26 protein-coding genes are annotated in these 25,501 nt (G+C 71.6%); 11 read left to right on the top strand and 15 right to left on the bottom strand.

The window, feature by feature from the left end; translation table 11 throughout:
• The first annotated feature begins 194 nt into the window (after positions 1–194).
• Positions 195–392 (top strand): DUF397 domain-containing protein, encoded by a 198-nt coding sequence (locus tag ACFVWU_RS10535; RefSeq protein ID WP_387617851.1) that lies wholly within the window; start codon positions 195–197, stop codon positions 390–392.
• 3 nt (positions 393–395) lie between these two features.
• On the opposite strand, the gene ACFVWU_RS10530 is transcribed toward ACFVWU_RS10535, so the two are convergent.
• Positions 396–1,313, bottom strand: a complete 918-nt coding sequence (locus ACFVWU_RS10530; protein WP_387617849.1) for a helix-turn-helix transcriptional regulator — start codon at positions 1,311–1,313, stop codon at positions 396–398.
• Positions 1,314–1,369: 56 nt separating this feature from the next.
• Here ACFVWU_RS10530 and ACFVWU_RS10525 point away from each other — a divergent pair, with 56 nt between their 5' ends.
• From ACFVWU_RS10525 to lipB, 3 genes are all read left to right on the top strand, one after another.
• Positions 1,370–1,846, top strand: a complete 477-nt coding sequence (locus tag ACFVWU_RS10525; RefSeq protein WP_387617847.1) for a hypothetical protein — start codon at positions 1,370–1,372, stop codon at positions 1,844–1,846.
• Entirely contained in the window at positions 1,843–2,397 is a 555-nt protein-coding gene (locus tag ACFVWU_RS10520) for an NIPSNAP family protein (protein ID WP_387617845.1), read from the top strand. The genes ACFVWU_RS10525 and ACFVWU_RS10520 overlap by 4 nt, the downstream gene beginning before the upstream one ends.
• Positions 2,398–2,496: 99 nt before the next feature.
• Positions 2,497–3,138, top strand: a complete 642-nt coding sequence (gene lipB, locus ACFVWU_RS10515) for a lipoyl(octanoyl) transferase LipB (RefSeq protein ID WP_387617843.1) — start codon at positions 2,497–2,499, stop codon at positions 3,136–3,138.
• 37 nt (positions 3,139–3,175) lie between these two features.
• Here the strand turns inward: lipB and ACFVWU_RS10510 are convergent, their stop codons facing one another.
• The 3 genes from ACFVWU_RS10510 to ACFVWU_RS10500 form a co-directional block, all read right to left on the bottom strand.
• Positions 3,176–3,670, bottom strand: coding sequence for a hypothetical protein (locus tag ACFVWU_RS10510; RefSeq protein WP_387617841.1), 495 nt, complete (start codon positions 3,668–3,670; stop codon positions 3,176–3,178).
• A 103-nt stretch (positions 3,671–3,773) separates the two neighbouring features.
• Positions 3,774–4,019: a hypothetical protein gene (locus ACFVWU_RS10505; RefSeq protein ID WP_387617839.1), complete on the bottom strand. Its 246-nt coding sequence runs from the start codon at positions 4,017–4,019 to the stop codon at positions 3,774–3,776.
• The gene (locus tag ACFVWU_RS10500) at positions 4,016–4,390 is read right to left on the bottom strand and encodes an ATP-binding protein (protein ID WP_387617837.1); all 375 of its coding nucleotides are present in this window, start codon (positions 4,388–4,390) and stop codon (positions 4,016–4,018) included. The genes ACFVWU_RS10505 and ACFVWU_RS10500 overlap by 4 nt, the downstream gene beginning before the upstream one ends.
• A gap of 155 nt (positions 4,391–4,545) precedes the next feature.
• On the opposite strand from ACFVWU_RS10500, the gene ACFVWU_RS10495 reads away from it, so the two are divergent.
• From ACFVWU_RS10495 to ACFVWU_RS10485, 3 genes are all read left to right on the top strand, one after another.
• Entirely contained in the window at positions 4,546–5,415 is an 870-nt protein-coding gene (locus ACFVWU_RS10495) for a helix-turn-helix domain-containing protein (RefSeq protein ID WP_387617835.1), read from the top strand.
• A 2-nt stretch (positions 5,416–5,417) separates the two neighbouring features.
• A complete protein-coding gene (locus tag ACFVWU_RS10490) occupies positions 5,418–5,612 on the top strand; it encodes a DUF397 domain-containing protein (RefSeq protein WP_387617833.1) in 195 nt (64 codons plus the stop codon).
• 268 nt (positions 5,613–5,880) lie between these two features.
• Positions 5,881–6,375 (top strand): hypothetical protein, encoded by a 495-nt coding sequence (locus ACFVWU_RS10485; RefSeq protein WP_387617831.1) that lies wholly within the window; start codon positions 5,881–5,883, stop codon positions 6,373–6,375.
• 101 nt (positions 6,376–6,476) lie between these two features.
• Here the strand turns inward: ACFVWU_RS10485 and ACFVWU_RS10480 are convergent, their stop codons facing one another.
• Positions 6,477–7,571, bottom strand: a complete 1,095-nt coding sequence (locus tag ACFVWU_RS10480; RefSeq protein ID WP_387617829.1) for a serine hydrolase domain-containing protein — start codon at positions 7,569–7,571, stop codon at positions 6,477–6,479.
• A gap of 48 nt (positions 7,572–7,619) precedes the next feature.
• On the bottom strand, positions 7,620–8,282 hold the full coding sequence (locus tag ACFVWU_RS10475) for a DUF4097 family beta strand repeat-containing protein (protein WP_387617827.1): 663 nt from the start codon (positions 8,280–8,282) through the stop codon (positions 7,620–7,622).
• 276 nt (positions 8,283–8,558) lie between these two features.
• Between ACFVWU_RS10475 and ACFVWU_RS10470 the strand changes: the two genes are divergently transcribed.
• Together ACFVWU_RS10470 and ACFVWU_RS10465 are read left to right on the top strand one after the other, a co-directional pair.
• Complete coding sequence (locus ACFVWU_RS10470) at positions 8,559–9,119, top strand: GNAT family N-acetyltransferase (protein WP_387617825.1); 561 nt, start codon at positions 8,559–8,561, stop codon at positions 9,117–9,119.
• 164 nt (positions 9,120–9,283) lie between these two features.
• Positions 9,284–9,793 carry a hypothetical protein gene (locus ACFVWU_RS10465; protein WP_387617823.1) on the top strand — a complete coding sequence of 170 codons (510 nt, stop codon included), beginning with the start codon at positions 9,284–9,286 and terminating at the stop codon, positions 9,791–9,793.
• Between the two features lie 90 nt (positions 9,794–9,883).
• Here ACFVWU_RS10465 and ACFVWU_RS10460 read toward each other — a convergent pair whose 3' ends face one another.
• From ACFVWU_RS10460 to pdxH, 9 genes are all read right to left on the bottom strand, one after another.
• Positions 9,884–10,645 (bottom strand): aminoglycoside N(3)-acetyltransferase, encoded by a 762-nt coding sequence (locus tag ACFVWU_RS10460; RefSeq protein ID WP_387617821.1) that lies wholly within the window; start codon positions 10,643–10,645, stop codon positions 9,884–9,886.
• Positions 10,646–10,663: 18 nt separating this feature from the next.
• Entirely contained in the window at positions 10,664–13,036 is a 2,373-nt protein-coding gene (locus ACFVWU_RS10455) for an FxsB family cyclophane-forming radical SAM/SPASM peptide maturase (protein WP_387617819.1), read from the bottom strand.
• Positions 13,037–13,107: 71 nt separating this feature from the next.
• Entirely contained in the window at positions 13,108–13,293 is a 186-nt protein-coding gene (locus ACFVWU_RS10450) for a hypothetical protein (protein WP_387617817.1), read from the bottom strand.
• Between the two features lie 318 nt (positions 13,294–13,611).
• Positions 13,612–14,685, bottom strand: coding sequence for an aKG-HExxH-type peptide beta-hydroxylase (locus ACFVWU_RS10445; protein WP_387617815.1), 1,074 nt, complete (start codon positions 14,683–14,685; stop codon positions 13,612–13,614).
• A 98-nt stretch (positions 14,686–14,783) separates the two neighbouring features.
• A complete protein-coding gene (locus tag ACFVWU_RS10440; protein WP_387617813.1) occupies positions 14,784–15,965 on the bottom strand; it encodes an FxsB family cyclophane-forming radical SAM/SPASM peptide maturase in 1,182 nt (393 codons plus the stop codon).
• A gap of 44 nt (positions 15,966–16,009) precedes the next feature.
• On the bottom strand, positions 16,010–20,023 hold the full coding sequence (gene fxsT, locus ACFVWU_RS10435) for an FxSxx-COOH system tetratricopeptide repeat protein (protein WP_387617811.1): 4,014 nt from the start codon (positions 20,021–20,023) through the stop codon (positions 16,010–16,012).
• Positions 20,013–21,422: a TIR-like protein FxsC gene (locus ACFVWU_RS10430; protein WP_387617809.1), complete on the bottom strand. Its 1,410-nt coding sequence runs from the start codon at positions 21,420–21,422 to the stop codon at positions 20,013–20,015. The genes fxsT and ACFVWU_RS10430 overlap by 11 nt, the downstream gene beginning before the upstream one ends.
• 112 nt (positions 21,423–21,534) lie before the next feature.
• A complete protein-coding gene (gene fxsA, locus ACFVWU_RS10425) occupies positions 21,535–21,762 on the bottom strand; it encodes an FxSxx-COOH cyclophane-containing RiPP peptide (protein ID WP_387617807.1) in 228 nt (75 codons plus the stop codon).
• Positions 21,763–21,919: 157 nt separating this feature from the next.
• The gene (gene pdxH, locus ACFVWU_RS10420) at positions 21,920–22,552 is read right to left on the bottom strand and encodes a pyridoxamine 5'-phosphate oxidase (RefSeq protein ID WP_387617881.1); all 633 of its coding nucleotides are present in this window, start codon (positions 22,550–22,552) and stop codon (positions 21,920–21,922) included.
• A 416-nt stretch (positions 22,553–22,968) separates the two neighbouring features.
• Between pdxH and ACFVWU_RS10415 the strand changes: the two genes are divergently transcribed.
• Together ACFVWU_RS10415 and serC are read left to right on the top strand one after the other, a co-directional pair.
• Positions 22,969–24,069 carry a citrate synthase 2 gene (locus ACFVWU_RS10415; RefSeq protein WP_387617805.1) on the top strand — a complete coding sequence of 367 codons (1,101 nt, stop codon included), beginning with the start codon at positions 22,969–22,971 and terminating at the stop codon, positions 24,067–24,069.
• Between the two features lie 151 nt (positions 24,070–24,220).
• Positions 24,221–25,339, top strand: coding sequence for a phosphoserine transaminase (gene serC, locus ACFVWU_RS10410; protein WP_387617803.1), 1,119 nt, complete (start codon positions 24,221–24,223; stop codon positions 25,337–25,339).
• Positions 25,340–25,501: the final 162 nt, after the last annotated feature.

Genomic DNA, 25,501 nt, shown 5'->3' with positions numbered 1-25,501 from the left:
GCCTCCCCCGGGCCCGTCGGCAACCTGGTTCCCGCAGCCCCCGTGCGGCGGGGCTTCAGTGTAGGAACGACTGACACCCCAATGGAATAGCACAACGCCTCGCACGAATTGACATGACCGAAACGATGCCGCTGTGCTCGCTGTAGAGCAGTACCCTCGTTTCGGCCATCGCGAAACGATCAGGGGAGGCACCCGTGGACCAGCTCAACTGGCAGAGGTCGAGCTTCAGTGGCACCAACACCAACTGCCTCGAAATCGCCTCCGAGGGCGAGTTCGTCTACATCCGCGAGTCGGACAACCCCGACCTCGTCGTCACCACCACCCGCACCAAGCTCAACGCCTGGATCCTGGGCGCCAAGGACGGCGAGTTCGACCACTTCGTCGGCCTCTGATCCTTACGAGTCGTAGCGGGCGGCCAGGGTCCGGACGGTGTCGGCGATGCGGTCGCGGAGTTCGGCCGGTTCGAGCACCTCGACGTCGGCACCGAAGCGCAGGAACTCCCCGTGGGCGTGGTCGATCGACTCGATCGGCACCCAGGCCTCCTTCGCGGGAGCCACCCCGAGGCGGCGGGCGCCCTCCGGGGTGAGCCGCACCAGCGCCTCCCCGGTGTGCAGCCGGGCGCGGAAGTCCTCCAGGTACGTCCTCCAGTAGGCTGCCAGGTCGAAGCCGTCCGGTACGGCGAACTCCTCGTCCAGCTCGCCTAGTTCGATCACCTGGTCGACCCGGTAGGTGCGCGTCCCGGACGGCCCGGCGGCGACCAGGTACCAGCGGCCGGCCTTGAGCACCAGCCCGTACGGCTCCACCCGCCGCTCGATCTCCTCCGGCGCCCGCCACCGCCGGTACCGCAGCACCACCGCCCGGCGCGCCCACACCGCAGCGGCGACGGCCGCCAGGTGCGGGGTGTCGTCCGCCTCGCCGTACCAGCCGGGGGCGTCGAGCAGGAAGCGCTCCTGGATCCGCCCGGCGTGCTCGCGCAGCTCGGCTGGAAGGGCGGCCCGCAGCTTGAGCTGGGCGGTGGCGAGCGCCTCGCCCAGGCCGAGTTCGGCGGCGGTGCCCGGGAGCGCGGCGAGGAAGGCGGCCTGCGCCTCGTCGGCCGTCAGCCCGGTGAGACGGGTCCGGTAGCCGTCGACCAGCCGGTAGCCGCCCGCGTGCCCGGCCTCGCCGTACAGCGGGATGCCGGCGGCGACCAGCGCCTCGACGTCCCGGTAGACCGTACGGACCGAGACCTCCAGCTCCTCGGCCAGCTGCTGGGCGGTCATCCGGCCACGGTTCTGCAGCAGGAGGAGCAGGGCGACCAGCCGACTCGCGCGCATGCCGCCCAGTATCCACTGACAGCAGATGTCAGTGGAGCGGTCCTAGCCTCCGCTCCATGAACGACTTCGACTTCCTGCACGGCTCCTGGGACGTGGCCAACCGCCGCCTCACCGCACCGCTCACCGGCGGCGGCACCTGGGAGGAGTTCCCCGGCCAGTCCGTGATCCGGCCGCTGTTCGGGGGTGCGGGCAACATCGACGAGATCGCCTTCCCCACCCTCGACCGCCGAGGCGCGACCCTGCGGCTGTTCGACCGTGCGACCGAGCAGTGGTCGATCTACTGGTCCGACAGTCGGACGGGACGGCTCGACCCCCCGGTGATCGGCGGCTTCACCGGCGAGCGCGGCGACTTCCACGGCGAGGACACGTACCAGGGCCGCCCGATCCGGGTGCACTTCACCTGGTACCGCCTCGGTCCGGACACCGCCCGTTGGGAGCAGGAGTTCTCGGCCGACGGCGGCGCCACCTGGGAGCTCAACTGGACGATGGACTTCACCCGGACCGGACCGGCCCTGGGGGGACTCGGCGCATGAGCCTCGTCGTCGAACTGCGCCAGTACACCCTGCACCCCGGCGCCCGCGAAACCCTGATCGAGCTCTTCGAGCGCGAGTTCGTGACCGGCCAGCAGGCGGTGGGCATCACCCTCGGGGGCCGCTTCCGCGACCTGGACGACCCGGACCGCTTCGTCTGGCTGCGCGCCTTCCCCGACATGGTCGAGCGCCGCCGCTCGCTGGAGGCCTTCTACGGCGGCCCGGTCTGGCGGGAGCACCGCGACGCGGCCAACGCCACCATGGTCGACAGCGACGACGTCCTGCTGCTGCAAGGGCCGGGCTTCACCCCGGCGCCGGGCACCCGCGAGGTGCTCGCCACCATCTGCCACCCCGCCTCCGATGCGGCCACCTTCGACACCTACGCCGCCCGGCACCTGCGCCCGGAGCATGCGGTGCACCGCACCGAGCACGCCGAGAACGACTTTCCCCAACTTCCCATCCGCACCGGCGAGGACGTCTGCGTGTGGTTCGGCCTGGCCGAGCCGCCATCCTGGTCGCACCAGCACCTCCGGCTGGAACCCGTAACGGGGTAGGCCTGCATTGCGTAGGAAGTCGGCCGGGCCGACTTCCTACGCGCTCCGGCGTACGCTCGGCCTGTCCGTCGAACGGGGTTGGCGCTGGGAGGGTCGGATATGGGCGAGCGCGAGCTGGAACGGGTTGATCTGGGCGAGATCCCCTACACAGAAGCGGTCGAGCAGATGGGCACCTGGGTCCGACAGCGCCAAGAGGGGCTGATCGCCGACCGGCTGGTACTGCTCACCCACCCCCCAGTGATCACCTACAGCGCCCGGACACCGCGCCATGAACTGCCCGCGCACACCGGGATCCCTCTCGTCGAGGTGGACAGGGGCGGGCAGGCGACCTACCACGGACCGGGACAGCTGATCGGCTACCTGGTGATCAATCTCCGCGAGCGCGGCCCCGGCGACATCGTGCGCTGGCTGGAGCACGGCTTGATCAGTGCCCTGGACTCACTGGGCCTGCCGGCCGTTCGGCGCGACACCCCACCCAAGGCCCAGAGTTTGGTGGGGGTCTGGACACCGGAGCACAGGAAGGTCGCCTCGATCGGCATGAGGATTCGTGGCGGCGTGACCAGCCACGGGTTCGCTCTGAACATCGCACCGGACCTGGCAGCGTTCTCGGCCTTCACGGCCTGCGGGCTGCCCGAGGTGGCAATGACCTCGCTTGCGGAAATGGCTGCTGCCACGGGCCGACCCGCCCCTGCCGAAGGAGCGGTGCGAGAGGCTGTGGCCAAGGCGCTCGGAGCGGTTTGACGACCCGGTACACCGTGGTCGACCTCCCGCGCAGGCCTCACGGGCCGACGAGCTCCGCGAGCTCGTCGGCCGATTCGGGGATCAGCCGGTAGAAGCCCTGGAGGCTGACCGCGCGTTCGAGGCGGCCGTCCACCACATACTTCAGGCCACGGGTCTGGCCTCTACGGTTGCGCCAGGTGAGCCGTTCCAGCAGCTCGCCCGGTATCGGCTGGTCGAAGCGCACCGGCGTCCCGTCCACGTGTACCTCCGAGGCACCGCAGCCGCCCTCACCGAGAATCCACCAGCCGCCGTGACCGGAGTCGCAGCAGTCGCGCCGTTCCAGGTCGAGCACCTGCATCCGGCTCACCACGAAGACCTCGCCCCGGTTGACGTGCATCGCGTACACGTCGTCCCCGGCACGGGCACCCGACCAGGAAGGCAGTGATTGGTGTATCCCGCTGTAGGCGACCGCCGGCCGCTCGCCCACGAGACCCGCTTTGCGCAGCTCACGGCAGGTCCCCTGGGTCCACAGGACGGTGAAGGCATCAGACATGCCGTGATCGTAAGGACAGGGACGGACATCGATGACGGCGCGGGCCCCGTTCGACGGACGGGGCCCGCGTGCCACAGTTGGCACCCATCCCCGAGTGCTGCGCTCAGCTCCGGTGGCGCTTGAACTCGCGCAGCAGCGCGAGGAGGTTGATCACGGTGCTGGCTGGGACGTTGCCGAGGGAGACGAGGACCCGGCCGTTCAGGATGGTCTCGCCGGGCTTGGCGGACGGCCAGAGCAGCCCGAACTCACGCCCCTCGGTGCGGAGTTCCACGATCAGCTCGGTGATCTGCGAGCCGGTCAGGTGGTGGATCGCCGGATCGGCCGGGTGGATGGGGTGGAGGGCGTTCACGCGGCGCCGCCCAGCTCCAGCTCGAACCAGACCCGCTTGCCGAGCTTCTGCGGCTCCGCGCCCCAGCGGTGAGTGAGCCCCTCGACCAACTGGAGCCCCCGGCCGGACTCGGCGAGCGAGTCCGGCTTCTGCTGCTGGGGCAGCGTCGAGCTGCGGTCGGCGACGGTGACGCGCGTGGTGCCGGCGACGATCTCGACCACGACGACGGGCGAGGCGGTCAGCCCGTGCCGCCACGCGTTCACGATCAGCTCCACGAGCGCGAGTTCGGCGTCCGCGATGACGGGGTCGCGGTACCCGGCGCGCTCCATGGCGTCGCGCAACGCCTCGCGGGAGACGGTGAGGGAGGGGGAGTTGAGGTTGGGGTCACACATGGGGAATCTCCCAGCGGTGTAGTGGAGGCGCATCGGAACTACCCACGATGCGCGGCGTGTTAAGACTTTAAGCGAATCCACTGGAAGTTTTCAACACGGTCCGCACATGTACCTATACTTTCCGTAGGCAACGGTCTGCGAGGAGGGCATGCCCCATGGGCTTCAGGAGTGGGATCAACGAGCGGCAGCGGCGCCTCGGCGAGGAGCTCCGCCGAGTTCGGGATGCCGCTGGACTCTCGGCCTCAGAAGTCGGAGAGGCTCTGGGCGTGAAGGGCCCGAACATCAGCCACATCGAGGCCGGCAGGATTGGCCTCACACTTGAGCGCCTGAAGACCTGGCTCGACCTCTGCGAGGTAACGGACCCCGAGTACCGAGCTGGCCTCACGTCCATGAGCGAGAGCACCGGGAAGGGTTGGTGGACCGAGTTCAAGCCTCATGTAGTCCCCAGCGCACTCGATCTCGCGGAGTTCGAGGCCAGCGCGACAGCCCTGGACAGCTACCAGACGCTGCTGATCCCCGGGCTCCTGCAGACCAAGGCATACAGCGAGGTCATCCACGACTACGCGGAGAAGAAGGTCGAGTTCCGCCAGCGTCGCCAGGAACTTCTGACCGTCGAGAACGCACCGCCGTTCCGCACGGTGATCCATGAAGCAGCCCTGCACATGATGTATGGGGGACCGACCATCATGCGCGACCAGCTGAACCACCTCATCGAAGTCAGCAGGTTGCCACATGTGACGATCCAGATCCTCCCGTTCGATTGCACCACCTACTCGTCGACCGAGACACCGTTCGTCCTGATGCGCGGAGCTCACGCACGCCTGGACACCGTTCTGCTGGAACAGCCGCACAGCTCGTACTTCTTGGGAGACCCTGAGGACGTGGCAGCATTCCGACGGAAGTTCGAGCGGATCAGGGGCCTGGCGCTACCTCCCCTGCATTCCGCTACGCGCTCTCCGTCATCCACCCAGCGCGATTCGCTGGGCTTGATCCAGCACGTTCGTTACAAGCTCCAGGGAAGATAGCCATGAGCCAACTCAACTGGCAGAAGTCGAGCTTCAGCGGCGACAAGGCCGACTGTGTAGAGATCGCCTCCGAGGGCGACGTCGTCTACATCCGCGAGTCCGACGACCCCACCCACATCGTCACCACCACCCGCGCCAAGCTCAACGCCTGGATCAACGGCGCCAAGGCCGGCGAGTTCGACCACTTCGTCGCCTGACCCCCGGCCCGTGAGGGCAGCGAACGCTGCCCTCACGGGCCTTCCCACGGTCGTGAACCAACCACCAGGCTGGTGGCGGGAGTTCGGACGACCGGAAGGGGTTCTCGTGGGCGCGCGTGACTACGGAAGGCAGCCTGAGCAGCTCAAGGCTCGGTCGCGGCCGCGCAATCGTGCGACGTCCTCGGCCGAAGCCCCTCCGGTGCGAGCCGGCGCACACATCACACCGGCCACGGCCACCGCTCTCCAGCGAGCCGTGGGCAATGCCGCGGTGGGCCATGCGATCCAGCGGGCCAAGGGCAAGAAGACCCTCGACGCCCAGATGGACAAGGTCGCCGTGCAGAAGCCCTCGACGAAGTTCGCGACGGCGACCCCGCTGAACCAGAAGAACGGCAAGGGCGGGAAGAAGCGCGACTCCGACATCTTCTCGGCGACGAGCGGTTACGACAGCTTCTCGCGGGATCAGCGGGGCACCATGGAGGCCAAGGAGCTCTCCGAGGAGGCCCAGGGGACCCCCGTCGGTCAGGGGTGGCGACCGCCATGGGCGGACATCAAGCAGTTGGAGGGCTGGCCGGCGCACAACTGCGCGGAGGCGCACCTCTACGCGGAGATGGTCGGCAAGGGGGTCAACCCCAAGTACTACCTGCTTAAGACCGTTGACGTGAACGGGAAGGTCGCACCGCCCTGCAAGAACTGCGCCCAGTGGGTGGGGAAGGCCTTCGGCGCCGTCGTCGGCGACAACCGCGAGTACAAGCCCGGCCGCTGAGCCCCGCCCGTCAGGCACAGGCCCCGCCGAAGGGCTCCAACACAACGTCGCCGCTTCGGCGGGGCCGAAGCGGCGACGGGCGGCCGGGCAAAGGGGGAGGGTCAGCAGAACACCGCCTTGATCAGCCGGTCCAGCGCCTTCGGGAACTCCTGGGCCGGGTCCGCATCCGAGTCGCCGGTGGTCAGTCCGGCGGTCAGGGTGGTGCTGCCGTCCGGGGTGGCGATCATCAGCGCGCCGTAGCCGCCGGGGGCGCCGCCGTTGTGGTGGACGATGGTGACGTCGCCGTCGTCCGGGCCCAACTCCTGGACGAACAGGCCCAGTCCGTAGCCGAGCATCCCGTGCGGCGTCCGCATCTCGGCCAGCAGTGCGGCCGGCAGGAGCCTGCCGCCGAGCAGCGCGGAGAAGAAGGTCTGCAGGTCCCGGGTGGTCGAGATCATGTCCCCGGAGCCGATCAGCAGCGAGAGGTTCTGGCGGGCGACGTCGACCACCTTCCACTCCTCGCCGTCCTGGTAGCGGTAGTAGCCGTGGGCATGCGGGCCGGGGATGTCCGGCGAGTCGCCCGGCACCACGGTGCCGTGCAGGCCGAGCGGCCGCAGGATCCGCTGCTCCATCTCCTCGGCGTACGAGTGGCCGGTGAGCGCCTCGACCAGCAGCACGGCCAGCGTGTAGTTGGTGTTGGAGTAGCTCTGGTCGGCGCTCGGCTCGAACCGCGCCGGCTGGGACAGCGCGAACTGGACGAGCTCCTCCGGCCGGTAGCTGTGCAGCCGGTTGTCCACCCACGGCTTGCCGATCGAGGGCAGCCCGGGCACGAAGGTCCCCTCCTCGTCCAACTCGCCGGTGCAGTTGTAGACGCCGCTGGTGTGCTGCAGCAGCATCCGCACGGTGATCCGCTCGTCCAGCCCGAACCGGGGCAGGTGCTCGGCCACCGGGGAGTCCAGCCCGATGAAGCCGTCCGCCACCAGGTGCAGCACCAGGGCGGCGACGAAGGTCTTGGTGGTGCTGCCCACCCAGAACTGCCCGTCCGTCGACGGCTTGGCGCTCTCGCCCAGCTTGTGCACCCCGGCACTGCCGACCCACTCGCCGCGCTCGTCGTGCACCCGCATCTGCACCCCGGCGAAGCCGGCGTCGACGAAGTCCTGGACGGCCTTCTGCAGCTCGGGGCGGTCCTGGGCGGCGAGCGGCTCAATGGTGCTCATGGCGGTTCCTTCTCTCGCTGTGGAGGGGTACGGGGGGCGGATGCCGGGTCAGAGGCTGCGGGCCGTGATGTCGCCGTGGTTGGTGGTGGCGCGGATGTCGAGCTCGGTGGTGCCGTCGTTGCGCAGGGAGTTGGTGACGCGGCCGTGGCTGGTGCCGGCGTCGAGGGAGGCGGAGGTGCCGGCGGCGGCGCCGACGGTGATGCTGCCCATCTCGGTGCGCAGGGTGAGGGTGCCGCGGACGGCTTCGGTGACGCGGATGTCGCCGCGGGCGGTGCTGATGGTGGCGGGGCCGGTGAGGCGCCCGATCTCGATGTCGCCGTCGACGGCCTTCAGGCGCAGGCTCGCGGCCTCGTCGATCTTGGTCTGGCGGTAGGCGCCCTGGAAGTCGACGTCGCCCAGGCGGCCGACGACGCGCAGTTCGCAGCTGTCGGTGCGGGCCTCGACGCGGGAGCCGGCGGGCAGCTGGACGGTGACCTCGACGGCGCCGGGGCCGAGCAGCTTGTTGGCGGGCTCGGCGGTGTGGATGCGCAGGACGCCGTCGGTGTAGGAGACGACGGCCTGTTCGGCGGTCTGGACGTCGCGGTTCTTGCCGGGGTTGGCGGGGCGGACCTCGACGGTGGTGTCGGTGCGGTCGGCGGCGATGAACTGGACGCGGCCGGCGGGGATGTCCAGGACGGCGGCGATCGGGGCGGTGGTGGCGAACTTCTGCATGGTTGCTTCTCCTTCTCCGGCGGCGGGCCCCTTGTCGGCCCGTCGTTTTCGACAACGGAAAAGCTACGTTGCGTTCGCGCATCTGGCAACACCATCGTTGCGTCAAAATGCCATCTCTGCAGGTGGATGCGGTGAAATCGTTGCAGTGGGCGTGAATCGAATGCAACAACTACCGTTCAGCTCGTTGCAATGGATGAAGAGTGAACGCTACCGCGGAGACACCCTCGGAGCGGATATCCGGTGGCCTGCCCGATGACGAACGGACAAGATCGCGGCATGCATGTCTTCCTTGAGACCGAGCGCCTCGTGCTACGCCCGTTCACCGAAACCGACGCCGACCACCTCTTCGCGCTGGACAACGACCCCGAGGTCATGCGCTTCATCAACGGCGGCAAGCCGACCAGCCTGGAGACGGTCCGGGCGAGGATCCTGCCGCGCCTCCGCCACGACTACCCGTGCTTCGGCACCCGTGGCTTCTGGGCCGCCGAGGAGAAGGCCACCGGCGCCTTCCTGGGCTGGTTCGAGTTCCGCCCCCTCGACGAGCACAGCCCCGCCGTCGTGGAGCTCGGCTACCGGCTGAACCAGGCCGCCTGGGGCAAGGGCTACGCCACCGAAGGGTCCCGGGAGCTGATCGACAAGGGCTTCACCGACCTCGGAGTGGAGCGGGTCACGGCGAACACCATGGCCGTCAACACCCGCTCCCGGCGCGTGATGGAGAAGTCCGGCCTGTCGTTCCTGCGAAACTTCACCGGCGACTGGCCGGACGTGATCCCCGGTTCCGAGCACGGCGAGGTCGAGTACGAGCTCACCCGGGCCGAGTGGCGGCAAAGCCAGTAGCCGTCAGCCGTCGGCCGCCTCGAATCCCGGCTTGGTCCGATCGGTCGGATCTGCCGGTGGGTCGCGCCGGACGTTCCGGGCGGCGACAGAGCCGAGGTTATGAATGCGATCGGATGACGGTTCGTCATTCGACCTCCGCGGACATCAACCTCAGGAGCCACACGATGCGCCCCCTCAGAGCAGCCTGTCTCGGTACGGCCACTGCGCTGGCCACTCTTCTCGCCTGCGCCCCTGTCGCGGCCGCCGCCGCGACGGACACCGACTCCGCCCACGCCAAGGGAAGAGGCCGGGTCTTCACCCTCATCGGCCGGCTCGCGGAGGAGACCCGCTTCCCCGTCAACCCCGGCGGCGCCCCCGCCCAGGGCGATCGGGCCGTCTTCCGCTCGATCCTCTTCGACCAGGACGGCAACCAGGTCGGCGAAACCGGCGGCACCTGCACCACCACCCAGGTCGACAACGGCGGAGTGGAGGAGTGCGTCGTGACCTACAACCTCCCGGGCGGCCAGCTCTCCTCGCAGGGGATGGTCATCGGGTTCCTCAACCCGGGCCCTCCCCCTTCGTTCGACAACGGAATCACCGGCGGCACCGGGGACTTCGACCGGGCTCGTGGCATGATCCACGCCGACACGATCGCTCCGGGCACGAGGCGCTTCACGATCGACCTCGACCACTGACCGACCCTGCCCCCGCCCCCGCCCGGTGAAGGCCGGCGGGGGCTCCTTTGCGTGACACGGCTCTCCGCAGTCCGACCTTCGCGGGAGCGTTCAGGTACGGAGGAACCGGTCGGCGAGGTCGACGGCCTCCCGGACCGGCACGAGGCGGCAGTCGGCGGTGCCGATGCGGGCCGTGGTGACGCCGGTGGCGGCGGCGAGGACGCGGGTGCCCAGGTCGCCGAAGTGCAGGTCGTCCAGGTCGGGAGCCTCGAAGCTGATCCACCCGTCCGGGGCGACGCAGCGGTACTCGCGGACCCGCACGCCGGGCTGGCGCAGGTCGGCGAGGTGGAAGGGGGTGAAGCGGGCCATCTCGACGCCGAGCATCAGTACCCGGGCGTCCAGGTCGTACAACCGCCCGAGCGGGGAGTCCGGCCCCAGGTGGGAGGTGAGCGGGTGGTGCCCGGTGATCTCCCCCGCCAGCGGCCCGACCGCCGCCCAGGAGGTCTGCGGGTGGGCGCTGCGCAGGGCGCCGGGCCGGCTGCGGACGGCCTCCGAGAGCGCGCCCATGGTCGGGGACGCCGGGGTGGTCGTCGGGTCGAAGCGCGGCATCCGCGCGCGGTAGGCGTCGACTTCGGCCGGGGAGAGCCCAGCGACGGCGGCCTGGTAGATCCGCGAGGTGGAGGAGTTCTCGGGGGTAGCCGTGTAGGCCACCAACGTCCCCTCCTCCCCCAGGACTTCGAGCAGCGCGTCGACCACGCCGCCCGCCCCGCCCTCGACCGGCCCGAGCGCTCGCAGCGACGCCTGGACGTGCAGCACCATGCCCGGGCGGACTCCCAGCCGGGCGAACCGATCGGCGAGGGCGGCGACAGCCAACACAGCGGCTCCTGCGAATCAGGCCTCGGTGAGGCGGAGTTGGTCACGCTCCCGGCGCGCCCGCTCGGCGTCCCGCTCCGCCTTCGCCGGCAGCGACACCGCGAGCCACGGGGAAACACTTTCCCGCATCCCGTCGGCGAAACGCCGCCCGAGCGCCGTCAGCGCCCCCGACTCGGCCAAGCGCTCGACCGCCTCCGCCGTGTAGCGCCGCCAGAGCGCGAACTGCGCCCGCGCCCGGTCGGCGGCCTCGCCCGGCAGCCCGTCGTACGCGGCCGTCCGGGTGCCCCAGTACTCCGTCACCGCCAGGTGCGCGTACGTCCCCTGGAGCAGCCCCTCCAGCGGGCGCGGATCGGGCCGCCAGGGGGCGAAGTAGAGCCGGTCGTCGGCCTGGTCGTAGAGGTCGAACAGGTCGAGCACCGCGCCCAGCTTCACGTGCTGGAACTCGTGCGCGAGCAGCAACGCCAGCGTCGGCGCCGTCGCGGGCCGGGCGATGCCCACCGCGCCGTACGCCTGCCGGGCCGCCGAGCTGACGTCCCGCCCCGCCGGCCCGGGCCGCAGCGGGGTCACCGTCGTCAGCCCGGCCCGGATGCCCTCCGCGTACCCGGGCAGGTCCCGCCCGAGCAGCTCCCAGGCCTCCCGCAACGCACCCGTCCAGCCCAGCAGTTCGCCGCCCGACAGCCTCCCGGCCACCGCGTGGCCGTGGCTGTTCCGCAGCGGGTCGACGTCCTCCAGCGCGACCGTCCACCCGCCCGCCAGCCGGACCCGCCGCAGCGGCTGGTCGTACGAGGTGAACACCGACCCGTCGGCGGCCCGCACCTCGAACCCGTCCGCCAGCCCGGTGACCACCGCTTCCCCGTCCGGCACCGCGATCCGCCCCAGCGTCGGCAGGTGCAGCCACCCGCCCCGCACCGGCACCGCGACCGCGTCCCCCCGCCTGGCCCGCACCGCCGCCGCGGCGGCCAGCGCCGCCAACTCCCCGAGCCCGACCGACAGGTCACCGCCGAGGCTCCGCGCCGCCCAGGCCCGCGTGTACGGATGCGCCAGCACCGCGTCCACGGCCGGATCCTTCGCGGCATCCAGCTCCGACAGCAGCCCCCACGCCTCGGATCGCCCCTGCCCGGACGCGTCCCAGGCGGCGGCCAGCATCGCGCGGGTCAGCGAGAGTTGGGAGCGCCCGAGGGCGGCAACCGTATCGGCCCCTCCGTACCCCCGGGCCAGTTCGTCGAGTTGATCCGGAGCGAGCGCGGCCAGCAGCAGCGGCTCGCCACCCTGTGCGGGCACCGGGGCCGAACCACCGCCTCCCGCAATGCCGTTGATGAGCGTCATGAGGTCACCGCAGTAGACGGAGGGATTGTCGAAACCAGTGTCCGCCCGGTAGCGGTGGGCGTACAGCCCGCCACCGCACGAGCGGACCACGGGGCAGGCACGGCAGTCGGCACTCAGCCCGGCCAGACCGGCCTGGCGGGCGACGATGCCGGGGTGGAGGGCGAGGTCGTCGAGGCTGTGCTCGAAGACGTTCAGCCCGGTGGCGGGCGCGCCGTCGTACGCGGTCTTGAGGCTGTCGACCTGCTCGAAGGTGCCGTCCGTCTCCAGGACCGCCAGGTCCGAGGGCTCCAGGCCGAGCGACTCGGTGAGGCTGGAGAGCCCGCGCCGGGTCCGGTGCACGGACTCGAAGGTCCGCACGGCGAACGGTCGCCGGTCCGCTTCCCACAGCCTGTGGACGGTGAGCAGCCAGTCGGCGTACGGGGTCTCGCCGCCGCCCGGGACCCGCTTCGGCGGGTCCTCCCAGGTGGCGTGCGGCAGCAGGAAGTCGACGGCGGGGGGCTGGAGTTCGGCGAGCGCCCGGTACACGGCGACCGGGTCGTTCTCGATGTCGATGGTGCACAGCAGCCCGGCGAACAGGTGCCGGTGGTCCGGCTCGTTCAGCAGCGCGACCGCCCGCAGCACCATCGGGTGGCTGCTGCGTCCGTCGGCGAAGCGTCGGTGGCGGTCATTGGCGGCCTTGTCGCCGTCCAGCGAGATGCCGACCTTGACGTCCAGCTCCGCGAACAGCGAGAGGAAGGCGCGGCTCAGCAGCACGCCGTTGGTGTGGATGCGCAGGTCGAGGGCGCAGCCGGGCGGGAGTGCCGCCCGGAGCGCTTCGGCGGCGCGGCGCAACCGGTCCGGGCCGGCGAGCAGGGGCTCTCCCCCGTGCAGGACGACCCGGACGGCGGACAGCCGATGGGCGGCCGCGTGCTCGCCGATCCGTTCGGCGGCCTTGGCCAGGATCTCGTCCCCGATGACCTTGGGGCGGGAGCGCCAGCTGCTGTCCGCGTGCTCGTAGACGTAGCAGTGGTCGCAGGCGAGATCGCACCGGCTGTGCATCTTGACCACGAATTGCGTCAGTGGCACCGGAATTCGCGTCGTCATAGGTGTGGCAGGTTCAGCTCGGCCAGGGGTCCGTTCGGTGTTCCGGGGCCGGGTCAGATCGATGAGTTGAAGGCTGCGACCGGCACGAGGCCGGATTCCACGCCGGGGAGAGCGCGCTGCAGTCGGGCGGCGAGTTCCTCGGCGCCCAGTGCGGCGAGTTCGGCGAGGGACGGGCGTTCCGGCGTCTCCTGAGTGTCAGCGAGGTTGCCGGCCGGCCTGGTGCTGGTTACCGGAGTCATATTCGTTTCCTTAGACGCGGTTAGGACCTGCCGAGTGCGGGTAGGTCACCCGGTTGCGACCAATGTAGTGCCCGCGCGGGCTCCGCGCGGCACCTTGCCTCCTCAAGTTGGTCTGCCCAGCCAGTCGACGCCATACCACAGCGCCCGGAACCCCAAGAATTCACCCGTTCAGCGGTCGCACACTTCGCCTTTGCGCCCGCCGAAGCGCGGTTATCGGAGCAGGTGTTCGAGCCCGCCGACCCGCCTCCGCACAGACGCGCGCCGGTGCGCGGCAGCGGCCCCGGGACACCCGCCCGGCGCCCGGATGGCGGAATGCGTTCAGGCACCCGGATCCGGGCCGTCCAGTTCGCGGACGGAACGGACCAACTCCTCGGTGAACTCCGATCCCTGCGAGGTGAGTTCGCCACACGCCAACAGGGTTTCCGCAGCGGTCAGGGTGTGCTGCCGCCAGCGCGCGAACTCGCCTTCCGCGCGGGCCCCTCCAGCTCCCCCGGCGGCCGCCTCGGCGCACCAGAAGGACGCGACGCCCAGGTGCGCGTACGTCCCCTGCAACAGCGCGCCGACCGGACGCGGATCGGTCCGCCAGGGCGCGTGGTAGATCACCGGTCCGTTGGGCCGGTGCAGCGGCACCAGGTCCAGCAGGGCGCCGAGTTGGACGTGCAGGAACTCGTGGACCAGGGCCAGCGCGAGCAGCGCCGGATCCCCCGGCAGCGAGGCCGCCACCGCCCCGTACGCCCGCCGGGCGGCGGCACTGACCCCCTCCCCGCCGGGCGCGGGCCGCAGCGGGACGACGGTGCCGACGCAGGCCGCGAGGGCCTGCGCGTGCCGGCGGTGGCGACGGACCAGGATCCGCCAGGCCTCGGCCAACTGCTCGTGCCACAGCGAGAGTTCACCGGGCGACAGCGGCCCGGCCGGGGGCCGCCCGAAGTCCACCCGACGCGGCCCGACGTGGTCGACCACCGGCTCCCAGCGCAGCCCGTCGCACTCCAGCGCGAGCGCCGGGCCCGCCTCGGCCCGGACGAACTCGCCCAGCCCGTCCAGGGACACCGCTGTGCCGCCCGACAACGCGCGTAGGCAGTCGGCCGCCCAGGCGTCCAACTCCGGCCGCAGCAGCACCTCTTCCCACCTCGACCGGTCGTCCCGCTGCATGGCGCGCACCTGCCCGTACGCCTCGCGGTACCCCTCGTCCTGCGGCGCCGCCCGGCGCAGCGCCAGCAGCAGCAGCGCCCGCTTGCTCAACTGCCCGGCGCGCAGTAGCCGGACGGCCTCCGGACCGCCGCGCGCGCCCGCGATCGCCCGGAAGGTCGCCCGGTCCACGCCGTGCCGGGGCAGCCCGTCCGCCCCACGCGCGCCCGGCACCCCGGCCGCCACCACCTCGCCCGTACCCGCCACCGCTTCGTCCTTCCTCGCAGTAACCCGCCGTGTCCGCCCGCAGTCTCCCCGCGCGACGACGGCTCAGCCGGTCCGGGCCCGTGCATGACCCGAACGGCCTAGCATCCCCGCGGCCGCCCGCGCCCCGCCCCGGCCAGCTCCGCCACCCCGGCCCGGAGGCTGCCGGCGATGTGCCGGATCAACCGGTCCATGTCCGCGCAGTACACGGACGGGTGAGCGAACCCGTCACCCGCGTACCGGTGCGCGTAGAGGCCGCCGCCGCAGACCCGGGCCAGCGGGCAGGCCGCGCAGACCGGTCCCAGCCCGGCGAAGCCGCGCTGGCGGGCCCGGAACGCCGGGTGCGCGGCGGCGTCCGCGAAGCCGTGCCGCCACACGTCCAGGCCCGTCGCGGCGGCGCCGTCGTACGCCGCCTTGAGGCTGTCCGCCTGCTCGATGGTGCCGTCCGCCTCGACCACCACCAGGTCGACCGGGGCCAGCCCCACCGCCTCGCTGGCCGCCCGGCCACCCAGCAGCAGCACGGACAGCTCCTCGAACAACCGGACCCCGGTCTCCCGGTACGGGGCGTCGTACCAGCGGTCGAAGGCGGCGATCAGCCACTCCCCGTACGGCGCGGGCTCGTCCCCCGACGGCGGCGAGGACGGCGGGACCCTGCGCACCCCCACCGGGGGTGTCTGCCAGGTCGCGTGCGGCAGCAGCAGGTCGAGCCGGGGCGGCGCGAACTCCAGCAGCGCCTCGTAGGTGCCCACCGGGTCCGCCGCGAGGTCGACCACGCAGAGCAGCCCGGCGAACAGCTCCCGGTGCCGGTCCGAGCCGAGCAGCCGCACCGCCTCCGCGGTGCGGGCCCAGCTGCCCGCACCGGAGGGTGACCGCCGGTGCCGGTCGTGGTCGGCCCGGGCGCCGTCCAGCGACACCCCGACGCCGACCCGGTACCGGTGCAGCACGTCGAGCAGCGCGGGTTCGTCCAGCAACCGCAGCCCGTTGGTCTGCAGGCTGAACCGCACCCGTGGCCCGACGGCGGCCAACTCGGCCAGCAGCGCGTCCAGATGAGCGGCGCCGACGAGCAGCGGTTCGCCGCCGTGCAGCACCACGGAGACCTCGTCGATCCCCTGCTCGTCCGCGTGGTCGGCGATCCGCCGGGCGGTCCGGCGGACCGTCGCCAGCTCCATCCGCCGCGGCCGGTCGCGCCAGCTCTGGTCGGCGCTCTCGTACATGTAGCAGTAGTCGCAGGCCAGGTTGCACCGACTGTGGATCTTCAGCAGGAACTGCCGGAACGGCACCATGCCCGTGAACCTAGCACCGCCCCGGCGACATCACTGACCGTCCGTCACACGTGCGGAGGCTCCACGTCCGAGTCGAGTCGCGCCTTCGCCTTCACGGCGACGGTGGTCGGGTGCTTCTCCCCCAGCGTCACCTGGGCCCGGCGGATGCAGTCCTCCCGCAGTTCGGCGGCCCGCTCGGTCTCCCCGACCGCCTCCAGCGACAGCGCGAGGTTGGAGTTGATCCCGATGGAGTCGTAGTGGTCCGGGCCGAGCGCCTCGGTCATCAGCGGTGCCGCCTCCTGTTCCAGGGCGAGCGCGGCCCGGATCTCCCCGCCCAGCGCCAGGTCGTTCGCGTGGTTCATCATCGCGATCGGGATGTAGAGGTGGTGCGGACCGAGGACGGCCCGGAACTGCGAGAGGGTCCGCCCGGACAGCTCCCGGGCCTCGGCCAGGCGGCCGGCCAGCCGCAGGTAGACCGAGAGGTTGTTGGCGCCGGCCAGCGTCACCGGGTGGTTCTCGCCCAGGTAGTCGCGGTAGCGGGCGAGGGCCCGTTCGGCGAGCGGGATGGCCCGGTCGGTGTCGCCGAGCGCGTTGTAGTCGCTGGCCAGGTTGGTGGCGGCGGCCAGGGTGTCCGGATGCTCGGGGCCGTTGATGTCCAGGTAGCGCTGGTAGATGTCCTCGTCGATCTCCAGGGCCTCGGTGTACCGCCCGGCCCGGCGCAGCGCCACGGCGAGGTTCTTGCGGGCGCGCAGGGTGTCGGTGTGGTTGTCGCCGATGGTCTGCTGGTACGTCCGGACGGTCTCCTCCAGCAGGTCCAGGGCCTCCCGCAGCCGGCCGGTCTCGCGCAGGTCGCGGGCGTAGTTGGAGGCGGAGGACAGCGTGTACAGGCTGTGCGCGCCGAGGGTGCTGCGCTGCTGGAGGTAGTTGCTGCGGTGCCGCTCCAGGGCGGCGTAGCGGTCACCGGCCAGGTAGTCGGAGACGGCGAGGTTGTTGGTGATCATCAGGGTGCGCGGGTGGTCCGGGCCGAGGGTGCGCCGGGCCGCGTCGAGGGTGCGGCGGTCGAGCGTCCTGGCCTCGTCGTAGCGGCCGAGGAAGCGCAGGTCGGCGCCGAGGCTGCTGGCGACGGCGAGGGTGTGCGAGTGTTCGGGGCCGAGCTTGGCGGTGATGCGCTCCAGGATGTCGCGGTCCATCTCGTACGCCTCCTGGAGGGCGCCCTGGGAGCGGCGGATGTTGCTCAGCTGGGTGCGCAGCGTGAGCGTCTGGGCGTCGTTGTCGACGTCGAAGTCGGTCCCGCCGTAGCCGTCCTGGCGCCAGCGCTCCAGGGTCCGTTCGGCCAGCTCCCGGCCGGACTCGTGCAGGCTGCGCTTCCACTGGTAGCGGACCGAGTCGATGATCCACTGCCGGACGTCCTCGTCGGCGCTGTCGACGGCGCCGGACGGCCAGAGGTGGGGCAGGAGTGCGGCGTACTCGGCCCAGTTGGCGGGGGCGTCCGGGTCGCCGGGGTTGGCGGTGGCGAGGGCCTCGTGGACGACGGCGCGCAGCTCGGCCTGCCGGTCCTCCTCGACCTGGTCCCGGAGCACCGCCTGGACCAGCCGGTGCACGGTGATCGTCTCGCTGCCCTGGTCGGTGCGGGCGAGTCCGAACCGGTTGCTGGCACGCAGGAACTCGGCGATCGCGAGCTTGTCGCGGGGCATGCGCGGAGGCAGCCGCAGGGCGCGGGTGACGGCCCGGCTGTAGAGCAGCCGCATCGGGATCGCGTCGGGGCCGAAGAATGCGCAGATCTCCAGGATCTGGGCGGCCGGGGCGTTCATCCGGCGCAGTTCCTCGACCGAGATGCGCCAGGTCGCGGCGGCGGAGTGCGGGTAGTCGGTGGGGCGCAGCCTGGTGCGCTCCAGCATCTCGGTGAGCTCTTCGGCCAGCAGTCCGAGGTAGGTGTCGATCGGCATCGAGGTCTCCTGGAGCCAGACGGCGGCCTGGCCGACGGCCAGCGGCAGGTCGCCGAGGCGGTCCGCGACCTGGTCGGCGTCCTCCGGGGAGAGGCCGCTGTTGAAGCGGCGCAGCAGCCGGACGCTCTCCTCGCGCAGGAAGACGTCGACCTCGACCAAGCCGGCGTGCCGGGCCCAGCCCTGGTTGCGGGAGGTGATGAGGACGTGCCCGCCGGAGGAACCGACCGGCTGCCAGGGGGCGAGCTCCTCGGGAGTGCCGGCGTTGTCGAAGACGAGCAGCCATCGGCGGTAGGGCCGGCCGCGGCGCAGCGCGTCGAGGACGGCGGCGGCGGTGTGCGCGACGTCGTCGCTGGTGGGCACGCCGAGCCGCGGGGCGAGTTCGGCGAGTTTCTGCGGGATGTTGGCGGGTTCCTCGGCCGGCACCCACCAGATGACGTCGTAGGCGGACTTGAAGCGGTGCGCGTACTCGGCGGCGATCTGCGACTTGCCGGCGCCGCCGAAGCCGTAGAGGACCTGGCTGAGGACGGCGCCCGGGCCTCCGGTGAAGCGGTTGCGGAGCAGTTCGAGGAGCTTGCCGCGACCGATGAAGGAGGCGTTGCGCGAGGGCGCCTCCTGGACTTGCGGCTCGGTGCCGGGGAAGAGCGCGGGGGCGAGGAACTCGCCGCTGTCGGAGTCCAGTTGGCGGCTACTGCCGGGCGGCGGGCCGAGTTCGGCGTACAGCTGGGCCTCGGCGCCGGTCGCGGAGGCCCGGACGAGGTCGGGCACCGCCTGACCGATGAACGGGCGGGGCACCGGCTCGTCCGAGTCCTGCAGCCGTAAGGCGACCAACGCCGAGGCGCCGGAGGCGAGTTCGCGGCCTTGCAGGAGCTGCCAGGCCTCGGCGGCGCGGGGCAGCGCGGTGTACTCGGGCGAGAGCAGCGCGAGCAGCCGGCCCTGCCCGTCGAGCGGTCCGGCGACCTCCGGGGGCCGCTGGCCGGTGTACGGCTCGGAGGCGTTGTGCAGGGAGGTCTGGTACCCGAAGCGGGTGAGGGCGTTGGCCGCCCACTCGGCCCACATCCGGTCCTCGGGCGCGTAGCTGACGAAGACCTGTCGGGGGACCGCGCGGGCGGAGCGCAGGTAGGCGCCGTACAGCCGGCGGCGGGACTCGGAGCTGAGCGGGCGCAGGGACCGGACCCGGCCGTCGGTGACCCATTCGGCCAGCCGCTCGAAGGCGTTGAGCAGGCTGCGCGCCTCCTGCGGCCGGTCGGCGACGGTGGCCGGCACCTCCTCGTAGGCGTAGAACGGCTTGTACGGCACCTCGACGTCGGCCCAGTAGGCCGCTCGGCGGTCCCCGGGCAGCCAGCGGCCGAGGTAGGGGGCGAAGGCCTCGCGGGCGAAGTCCCGGCCGGCCTCCAGGCGTTCCTGCTCGGCGTCCTCGACCCGCATCGGCACCGGCAGGACGCGGATCGCCCGCTCCTCGGCCTCGGCGATGGCCCGGGCGGCGTCGACCCCGCCGCGGATGTTCTGGGCGCTGAAGGTGAAGCAGTCGACCACGGTGTCGGGCATCAGGACGGTGCAGATGCCGGAGGTGTCGCTGACCCCGGTACGGCTGTCGATGAGCACGTAGTCGTAGCTGCGGGCCCAGCGGTCGCGCAGCCCGCGCAGGAACTCGCCGCCGCGGATGTCCCGGCCGTGGTAGAAGCTGCGCCAGTTGAAGCTGGTCACGGCGGCCGCGTAGGCGGCGTTCTGGCGGCCGGCGGGCAGGAAGTCGAGCCGGCCGCCGGGCGGCAGGTCGAGGGCGAGGCCGCAGATGTAGCCGTCCAGCCGGCCGGGTTCGTCCAGCCAGGCGGCCGGGGACTGGCCGGCCGGCCCGGAGGCGGTGGGCAGCGCCTGCCTGACGTAGGTGCGCAGCAGGTCGATCAGGCCGTCGGTGGCGTGCAGTTCGGGGTCGACCAGGAGCGGGTGGTAGTAGCGGTGGAGGCCGGGTGCCTCCAGGTCCCAGTCGACCACCAGGACGCGCAGGCCCCGGCTGGCGAGGATCCAGCCGACGTTGGCGAGCGCCATGGTCCGGCCGGTGCCGCCCTTGAACGAGTAGAACGTGACGACCGAACCCGGTCCGCCACGCTCCGGCTCTGCGCCGGGCTCAATGGTCATCGTCCTCGTCTCCCCTCAGCGGGACGGAACCGTCGTGGCCGCCCCGGCGCTGGCCGGGCATCTCCTTCGGGTCCGGATCCGGCTCGCGTCGCGTGGGCGGGCTCTGACGCGGACCGGGCGGCGGGCCGGCCGGGATGGACAGCCCGGGCATGTCCGGTCCGCCGTCGAGGCCGAAGGCGTCGCCACCGGATCCGAGGCCGAAGGCGCCTTCGCCATCGTCCCGCCAATCCAAGTTGTCGTCCATCAGCTTGTTCTGGGCAACCGTCACCATGATGGTGAGGTCGCGATCGAAGCTCTCCTGATTCACTTTCACCCGGAACAAGTGCTCCAGGTCGCTCCGGCGCAACCAGTTGCGGCGGAACACGCCGCGTACGCCGGTCCACGGCATTTCGCGCTCCCCGTTCGGGTCCCTGCTGCCCATCGGGACCACCACTCCGGTGACCGGATGGTTCTGCTCGTCGTACTCGCGCAGCGCGGCCCGGTAGCGCTCGCTGTCGGTCACCCACGGGTCCACCAGCAGGACGCTGACCTGGCTGTCCTCGCGGGCCTGGTCGAGCTTCTCGCCGAGGCCCGGACCGATCTCCTCCAGCGTGGTGGTGTGCCCGGCGTTGGTGATCACCCGCTGGGCGCGCGAGGCCAGCGACGGCTGCACGGGCGGGTGGTACGGCGCCCAGTGCCAGGGCCTGGCCCCGTACAGGCCGCCCGTCCAGGCGTCGCCCGCGGCGGCGGCCTCCGAGACCCGGCCCGCCGCGATGAACAGCCGCACCATGCCGGGCTCGGCCGACGCCGGCGCGTCCGGCCCGGGGAAGTAGCCGCGGACGGCGTCGAGGTCGAACTCGGGCAGGTCGCCGAGCCGCCGCACCGCCGCGTCCCGGATCCGCCCGGCGACCACCCTGACGACCTGCCGGTAGGCGTCCTGCTGGGCGGTGCGCAGCAGGGCGCGCAGACCGTGGCGGGCGTAGGCGTCCCCCATGTCCGGCTGGGCCCACTGGATCTTGGTGACCTCGCCGGCCAGTTCGCTCGGCGTGACGGGCTCCCAGAGCACCGGGACCAGCGCCGAGACCAGCTCCCCGGTGTCCTCGTGGTGGCGCCGGACCCTGCCGCGGAAGGCGGTCCACTCCTTGCCGCAGTACAGGCTGGCGAAGTAGGCGGGCGAGTAGAGCGCGACCATGGTCCGGCTGCGACCGAGCATCAGCGCCAGCTTCTCGGCCCACTCGTCGCCGAGGCGCAGCTGCTCGGTGTCACGGAAGGCGAGCTCGTCGGCCTGGACGGCCGGGCCGAGGATGCGGCCGAGTTCGTCCCGCAGGTCGTTGAAGAACTGGTCGACGAAGGCGTCTTCCATGAAGTCTCGACGCGCGTAGCTGAAGAAGAAGTACGGCCGTTGTTCCCGTTCGATCACCTGAGTCCCCCCGAGCCGGTCGGTGCCACGGCGGCGCTGGTCTAGTACCCAGCATGTCGTGAACTCCACCGGCAAACTGCAAAGTTGGGTGAAATTCGGTTGGCTCGGGGGTTTAACCGGCGGTCAGCGGCCGGTCAGCGGGGAGAGCCTGGCGTTCGAGCGCCGACTGGAAGGCGGCGAGCGGCTCCGCGCCGGGTGTCAGCGCCTCCGCCACGACCCGGCGCAGCAGATCACCGAGGACGGTGTCGGGCAGAGAATCGAGTTCGTCGAGCGGCAGGGCGGCGACGTCGACCAGGTCGGAGCCGAGTCCAGCGGTGGTTTCGACACCGGTGACGCCCATCAGTCCCTCACTCGATCGTGCCGGCACAGCAGGCTACCGGCCGGAGAAACCCGACCTGGTCCGCGCGGGCAGCACTCTAACACTGACGAACCGTCAGTCGCGCGTCATCGCAGCGCGGGAAACGGCCAGGTGGCTGACGGCCGGAGCCGCCCCGCCCTCACGGGCAGAGGCGCTCCACCCGCCACCCCGTCGGGCGGGAGGGGTCGGAGAGGTAGCGGAGGCGGTCGTGCAGGCGGTTCTCGCGCCCCTGCCAGAACTCGACGCTCTCCGGGACCACCCGGTAGCCGCCCCAGAACGGCGGAACGGGGACGCCCTCGCCCTCGGGGTAGCGGCGTTCCAGTTCGGCGTAGCGCTGTTCGAGGACGTCCCGGCCGCTGACCGGGCTGGACTGCTCGCTGGCCCAGGCGCCGAGCTGGGAGCCGTGCGGGCGGGTGCGGAAGTAGGCGGCGGTCTCGTCCCGGCCGACCTTCTCCACCCGGCCCTGGACGATCACCTGGCGGGCCAGCGCGACCCACGGGAAGAGCAGCGCGGCGTGCGGGTTCGCGGCGAGCTCGGAGCCCTTGCGGGAGCCGTAGTTGGTGTAGAAGACGAATCCTCGCGCGTCGTAGCCCTTGAGCAGGACGGTGCGCGAGCTGGGCCGCCCCTCGGCGTCGGCGGTGGAGAGCACCATGGCGTTGGGTTCCACCACCCCGGCGTCGTCCGCGTCGAGGAACCAGCGGGTGAACTGGCCGATCGGCTCGGGCGCGAGCCGCTCCTCGACCAGGCCCTCGTGGGTGTAGTGCTTGCGCATCACGGTGAGGTCCGGACCGGGGCGGGGCTCGTCGGCCAGGGTCCGGCTGGCGGGGCTCAGGGGCGTCGACTGGGCGCGTTCCGGGGTCTGCACGCCAACATCATCCCGTACGACAAGCAACCGGCACTGCTCCCTCAGGACAAACCCGGGTCGGAGATATGGTGACTCGCCACCGCTTGGCCGCCCGCCGTACGGGGAATTGTCCGGAACCAGATGTTTGGTTCCGGGTCTCCCCCGGGCACGACCGACCCTCGGCGGAAAGTCAACCGGGCCCGCGGGCAACATCACCACGGTGGTGTATGGCGCAATGCACCCCGTGCCTGTCACTCTGGCACCGAGTGCCAACCACGATTCGGTCACTGGCGCGCCGCCCCACCACGGCGGAGCACCGATCGCAGAACTGAAGGAGCCGTCGTATGTCCGACTTCGTACCCGGGCTTGAGGGAGTCGTCGCGTTCGAGAGCGAGATCGCCGAACCCGACCGTGAAGGCGGCGCGCTGCGGTACCGCGGTGTCGACATCGACGACCTGGTCGGCCACGTCTCCTTCGGCCACGTGTGGGGCCTGCTGGTGGACGGCAAGTTCAACCCCGGCCTGCCGGCCGCCGAGCCCTTCCCGATCCCCGTGCACTCCGGCGACATCCGGGTCGACGTCCAGTCCGCGCTCGCCATGCTCGCCCCGGTCTGGGGCCTCAAGCCGCTGCTCGACATCTCCGCCGAGCAGGCCCGCGACGACCTCGCCCGCGCCGCCGTGATGGCGCTGTCCTACGTCGCCCAGTCCGCCCGCGGCCAGGGCCTGCCGATGGTCCCGCAGAGCGAGATCGACAAGGCCGAGACGGTCGTCGAGCGGTTCATGATCCGCTGGCGCGGCGAGCCGGACCCGAAGCACGTCAAGGCCGTCGACGCCTACTGGACCTCGGCCGCCGAGCACGGCATGAACGCCTCCACCTTCACCGCCCGGGTCATCGCCTCCACCGGCGCCGACGTCGCGGCCGCGCTCTCCGGTGCGGTCGGCGCGATGTCCGGCCCGCTGCACGGCGGCGCGCCGTCCCGTGTGCTGGGCATGATCGAGGAGATCGAGCGCACCGGCGACGCCACCAAGTGGGTCAAGGACGCGCTGGACAAGGGCGAGCGGCTGATGGGCTTCGGCCACCGCGTCTACCGCGCCGAGGACCCGCGCGCCCGCGTGCTGCGCCGCACCGCCAAGGAGCTCGGCGCGCCGCGCTTCGAGGTCGCCGAGGCGCTGGAGAAGGCCGCGCTGGAGGAGCTGCACAACCGCCGCCCGGACCGCGTGCTGGCCACCAACGTCGAGTTCTGGGCCGCCATCATGCTGGACTTCGCCGAGGTCCCGGCGCACATGTTCACCTCGATGTTCACCTGCGCGCGGACGGCGGGCTGGTCGGCGCACATCCTGGAGCAGAAGCGCACCGGTCGCCTCGTGCGCCCCTCCGCGCGCTACGTGGGCCCCGGCCCGCGCCGCCCCGAGGAGATCGAGGGCTGGGACGCCATCGCCCGCTGAGCACGCTGAGCGCGTCCCCGTGCACCACCTCTGACCAGCGGGTCCGGCCTCGGCCGGGCCCGCTGTCGGCGTCCGGCGGGCAGCGAAGATCACAGTCTCAGCGGGCGGACGACCGTACCCCGGGCGAGGCCCCGGCCGGTAGGCTGCGCGCGTGGCTCAGATCCAGATCCCCGCTGACATCAAGCCCGCAGACGGCCGTTTCGGCTGCGGACCGTCCAAGGTGCGCCCCGAGGCACTGAGTGCCCTCGCCGCCACCCAGACCTCCCTGCTCGGCACCTCGCACCGCCAGGCCCCGGTCAAGAACCTGGTCAAGCGCGTGCGCGAGGGCGTGAGCAGCCTCTTCTCGCTGCCGGAGGACTACCAGGTCGTCCTCGGCAACGGCGGCTCCACGGCCTTCTGGGACATCGCCGCCTTCGGTCTGGTGCGGGAGAAGTCCCAGCACCTGGACTTCGGCGAGTTCTCCTCGAAGTTCGCCTCCTCGGTCAAGGCCGCGCCGTGGCTGGCCGAGCCGACCGTGATCAAGACCGCCCCGGGCACCCACCCGCTGCCGGTCGCCGAGGCGGGCGTGGACGTCTACGGCCTCACCCACAACGAGACCTCGACCGGCGTCGCGATGCCGATCAAGCGCCCGGTGGGCGCGGACGAGGGCTCGCTGGTCCTGGTGGACGCCACCTCGGGCGCCGGCGGCCTGCCGGTGGACATCACCGAGACCGACGTCTACTACTTCGCCCCGCAGAAGTCCTTCGCCTCCGAGGGCGGCCTGTGGCTGGCCACCTTCTCCCCGGCCGCCCTGGAGCGCGCCGCCGAGATCGCCGGCTCCGGCCGCTACATCCCGCCGTTCTTCTCGCTGCCGACGGCCGTCGACAACTCGTCGAAGGACCAGACGTACAACACCCCGTCGATCGCCACCCTGTTCCTGCTGGCCGACCAGCTGGAGTGGCTGAACGGCAACGGCGGGCTGGACTGGGCGGTCGCCCGTACGGCTGATTCCTCGTCCCGGCTGTACGCCTGGGCCGAGAAGTCCTCCTTCGCCAACCCGTTCGTGGCGAACCCCGCCGAGCGCTCCCAGGTGGTCGGCACCATCGACTTCGACGAGTCGGTGGACGCCGCCGCGGTCGCCAAGGCACTGCGCGCCAACGGCATCGTGGACACCGAGCCGTACCGCAAGCTGGGCCGCAACCAGCTGCGCATCGCGATGTTCCCGGCGATCGACCCGGCGGACGTCGAGGCGCTCACCCAGTGCATCGACTACGTGGTCGAGCAGCTCTGACCACCTCCCGAGCACGACGCGCCACCTGAGCGCGACTGAGGGCCACCGCCTGCGGGCGGTGGCCCTCACGCCGTTCCGGGCCTACTTGCCGGCCAGCGAGCTGATCAGCACGATGACCAGCAGGAGCAGCAGGGTGCCGGTCACGATACGCATGCGAGTCTT

Source organism: Kitasatospora sp. NPDC058190 (assembly GCF_042883685.1).
Classification (GTDB): domain Bacteria; phylum Actinomycetota; class Actinomycetes; order Streptomycetales; family Streptomycetaceae; genus Kitasatospora.
Note: the sequence above shows the minus strand (reverse complement) of the source record. Positions and strands in the feature narration are given on the sequence as shown.